The organism is Kaarinaea lacus (assembly GCF_975902315.1).
The window spans coordinates 1-3,596 of sequence record NZ_CDLKIE010000274.1 but is presented as its reverse complement, the minus strand read 5'-3'; the positions used below and the strand labels follow the sequence as shown (position 1 = coordinate 3,596).

General features: G+C 40.1%; 5 protein-coding genes. 4 read left to right on the top strand and 1 reads right to left on the bottom strand.

The annotated features are described in order from the left end of the window. Nucleotides 1-97: 97 nt before the first annotated feature. The gene (locus ACWVCM_RS08560; RefSeq protein ID WP_455201319.1) at nucleotides 98-271 is read left to right on the top strand and encodes a hypothetical protein; all 174 of its coding nucleotides are present in this window, start codon (nucleotides 98-100) and stop codon (nucleotides 269-271) included. Nucleotides 272-728: 457 nt separating this feature from the next. Here the strand turns inward: ACWVCM_RS08560 and ACWVCM_RS08555 are convergent, their stop codons facing one another. Next, on the bottom strand, nucleotides 729-1,148 hold the full coding sequence (locus ACWVCM_RS08555) for a hypothetical protein (protein WP_455201318.1): 420 nt from the start codon (nucleotides 1,146-1,148) through the stop codon (nucleotides 729-731). Between the two features lie 127 nt (nucleotides 1,149-1,275). On the opposite strand from ACWVCM_RS08555, the gene zapE reads away from it, so the two are divergent. The 3 genes from zapE to ACWVCM_RS08540 all read left to right on the top strand — a co-directional run. Beyond that, nucleotides 1,276-2,421, top strand: a complete 1,146-nt coding sequence (gene zapE / locus ACWVCM_RS08550) for a cell division protein ZapE (protein ID WP_455201317.1) — start codon at nucleotides 1,276-1,278, stop codon at nucleotides 2,419-2,421. A gap of 178 nt (nucleotides 2,422-2,599) precedes the next feature. Then, nucleotides 2,600-3,019 carry a tetratricopeptide repeat protein gene (locus tag ACWVCM_RS08545; RefSeq protein ID WP_455201316.1) on the top strand — a complete coding sequence of 140 codons (420 nt, stop codon included), beginning with the start codon at nucleotides 2,600-2,602 and terminating at the stop codon, nucleotides 3,017-3,019. A 352-nt stretch (nucleotides 3,020-3,371) separates the two neighbouring features. Then, nucleotides 3,372-3,596: hypothetical protein (locus tag ACWVCM_RS08540; protein ID WP_455201315.1), on the top strand; the 225-nt coding region annotated here is incomplete at its 3' end.

The following is a 3,596-nucleotide window of genomic DNA, read 5'->3' as shown; positions in this document are numbered from 1 at the left end:
TCTGATCTTTTGAAAAAGCCTCAAGAAAGAGTGTGCCACCGGGCTTGAGAAGCGATACAAGTCTGTGGTGTAGCGTACTTCTGGTGTTTTCCTGAAAGTGTCCAATGCAGCTGATGGTCGTGTGCAAAAAAATGAACGATCCAATCATAACGTGCAAAGATTAGCCCCGGGTACGCTTGGTACATTAACAGCCGAGAAAAAACCATTACATTTGCCACTACAGGGTTTGCCTGACGACAAAGATGATAATTCTTGTGAATTAAAAACCTGAGAATTTGTAATCGCAAAGTGTGCAACATGTGAACTGGCTAACAGCAGGAATCTGGGATATTAACTAGTATTAATTAAAAGAGGAGGTTGTTATAGAATAGTAGCTGATATTAAGAAAAATACTGATTGATTCAAGAAGGCGACTTTTGTTGCTTTATTAAAATTAGATCTGAAAATTTGTTGTTTACAAAAAAGTCCTTGTTAAGCTCATAAAAGCTTAAATTACAATTTGGTTTTAAGATAAAGAGATCCTGTATATCAATATTAAGTTGATAGTAGAAAAGAAAGTTTAACATCCCATGCAAACAGCCCGCCGAGTGGTAACACTCGGCGGGTTTTGCATTTCTGGGGGCAATAACTCTAATGTGCTTGACGATAGAATTTCAATTGGGGTAAAGCATAATATCCGTGTATAGCAAGAAATGTTGAAACAGTAATTGCAGTATATTGTTTGAGCATCATTTAATGTTTATGTTTATCGTCTCGATGGCATTGATTTCTTCGTTAGTGTAAATATCCTTAATTTCATCAAACTCGACTTTGTAATGCGGCAGGAACAACAACTGCTTTAAGTCTTTATGGTATTGCGTAACAGCATATGATGGTACTTTTGATAAGGCGTACAAAGTTGTAGAATAGTTATATCCTGCTTCCGTGAAAACCTGTTCTACGAATTTTTTTCTTGCAGACGGTCTAAGGTTGATCGGGCTCACAGGTATGGTTCCAGAGACAGTTTCATAAGCGCTGGCAAGTTTTTCCAGGGTTTCTTTATCGTTTAGAACCGCGGCCGGGTATTGGTCGGAGTTTGATGTATCACAACCAGGAAAGCAGAGTATTCCTAACAAAAGTAACGCTTGTAACAGTAGGGGATGCGGCATTTGATAATTCCTTGCATTAAAAAGAAAAAATTAACGGGCTTCGTAATTAACGTTGCCCAATTGGCTAAAGAGTAGTGGTCGTGTTGTCGCTAGTGTAGTAACACCTTGATTTTTCACTCAGTATCTTATGAGCTTTCGCGAAATTTACCAAAAAACCCTGGACCAGAAAGGGTACCACAGGGATGACTCACAGGCTAAAGTGGTTGAGCATCTGGAGATACTATATAAGGCATTATTTCATTTCAGGTCGGGCTCGGATTCCTGGGTTTCGAATCTGTTGAGACCGTTTCGAGGTAACAAAAATAACAATGGTATAAAAGGCTGTTACCTTTGGGGGGGTGTCGGACAGGGTAAAACCTGGTTGATGGACCTTTTTTTTGAAGTAGCGCCTGTAAAGTCAAAATTAAGATTTCATTTCCATGAGTTTATGCAGCATATCCATCATTCGCTCTCTGATTTCGAGCAACAAAAAGATCCACTAAAAGCGGTTGCTCAATCCCTGGCAGGAAAAGCTGATTTATTTTGCGTGGATGAATTTCATGTTGCAGACATCGCCGATGCGATGTTGCTACATGGATTGCTTGATGAGTTGTATCGGCAAGGTGCCATATTTGTTATCACTTCAAACGTAATGCCTGAGGATTTATATAAAAATGGTTTGCAGCGGGGACGCTTTTTACCAGCCATAGAACTACTTAAAAACAATAACCAGATATTGCGGCTTGATGCTGATCATGATTATCGTTTGAAAAACCCCACTTTAAATTATAACTACTATTTTCCGCTGAGTGCTAATACAGATTCTCAGCTGGAAGAACGCATATATTCACTGGCAGTTGGTGAAGTGGTTAAAGATATGGCTATCAACATTAATAACCGAATGATTCAAACGCGGATGCATGCGAAGAACATAGTATGGCTTGATTTCGATATTCTTTGTGGTGGACCGCGAGCAGCTGTTGATTATATCGAATTATCACTTCGCTACAATGTCATTATTATTTCCAACATATTTAGAATGGATGAGTCTCACGATGATTTGGTTCGTCGCTTCATCAACTTGATCGATGCGTTATATGATCGAGATGTGGAAATGATAATAAGTGCGACCGGTTGTCCGGGTGACCTCTATACAGGCAGTCGATTTCAATTTGAGTTTGCGAGAACGGTGAGTCGCCTGGAAGACATTCGTTCGAAACCACCTGTACAGGCTAGTTCAACTTCGGATAATTTCGATAACATTAATGGAATTACCGTAAATGAGACAGGGTAATTGAACTACAACCGTGTGAATTGTCAAAGTATTCATTGTTAATATTTAACAGCCATGGATTCGGCTTAATGTGTATATTGGTAGACGATGTGTTCATATCAGTTTTGCTAAGTAGCGAAGCGACAATATATGACGATATTGTCCTGATATGACCTAGCAACAGGGAAGTAGTATCACGATGCAGGGAAAACTTGAAAACATAATTGGTAATCTCAAACAGCAGTTAAATGATAATCCCGTGGATATTGAGGCTGCTGTTTTGTTAGGCAATTATTATTACGATCAGAATAACGCGGCACAATCCATTGTGTATTATCAGTATGCGTTACACCTCAATCCGAACCAGCCTGGTGTGTATACCGATCTGGGTACCATGTATTGGAAAAATGGTGATATGGGTATGGCAGAACGCGCTTTTCGTGAAGTGATTTCCCGTTATCCTGATTTTGGAAATGCCTATTTGAATCTGGGTTTACTGTTGGCGCGAGGTAAGCAGCAAGTTAACGAAGCCAGAAAAGTCTGGCAACAACTGCTGGAGCTATGTCCGGATCATCCTGCATCAGAAAAAGCACGACAATTTTTGGCGTCCCGTTATTAATAACCCTATACTTACCGAGCTTATATGTCCTCTGATTATTGAGGAAAATCAGTTTTTATAACCTCGAATTTCGTTTGCTGGCCGTTCGGCTGGTCTCTCCCAAAAAATGATAACTCAATGTATTTAAACATTGTTTTCTTTCTGCAACAGCATTTTATTACGGATGCTTATATGCTAATTCGTAATTAATCACATGAACTTTGTAATCATTTGAAAAACATGCTGTCGAATTTATACATGGTGCCGATAGTTTTTGTATCAACTCTAAGGGACCAGCTGCTTTAAGTAATAGCAACAATAACACGAGGGAGTAGAGTTAGCTGACCCCCCTGGTAATAGGAGGAGGGACGTTATGAGGCTAGTGAAGCATATCGTGCAAATGGCAGTATTGGCAGCAATGCCGTCGTATGTCGCTGCTTATGAGTACACCGCATTTGGCAGTGATCAGGATGACTGTTTTGCCAAGGCGATGATAGGAATGGATTCTGTGATTAATTCCCGACTGGGTGTTCCCCCTGAACACGCCCTGGATCTCACAGAGCTAAGTCAGCAAACCAGTTCTCAATCTGGCGAGTAT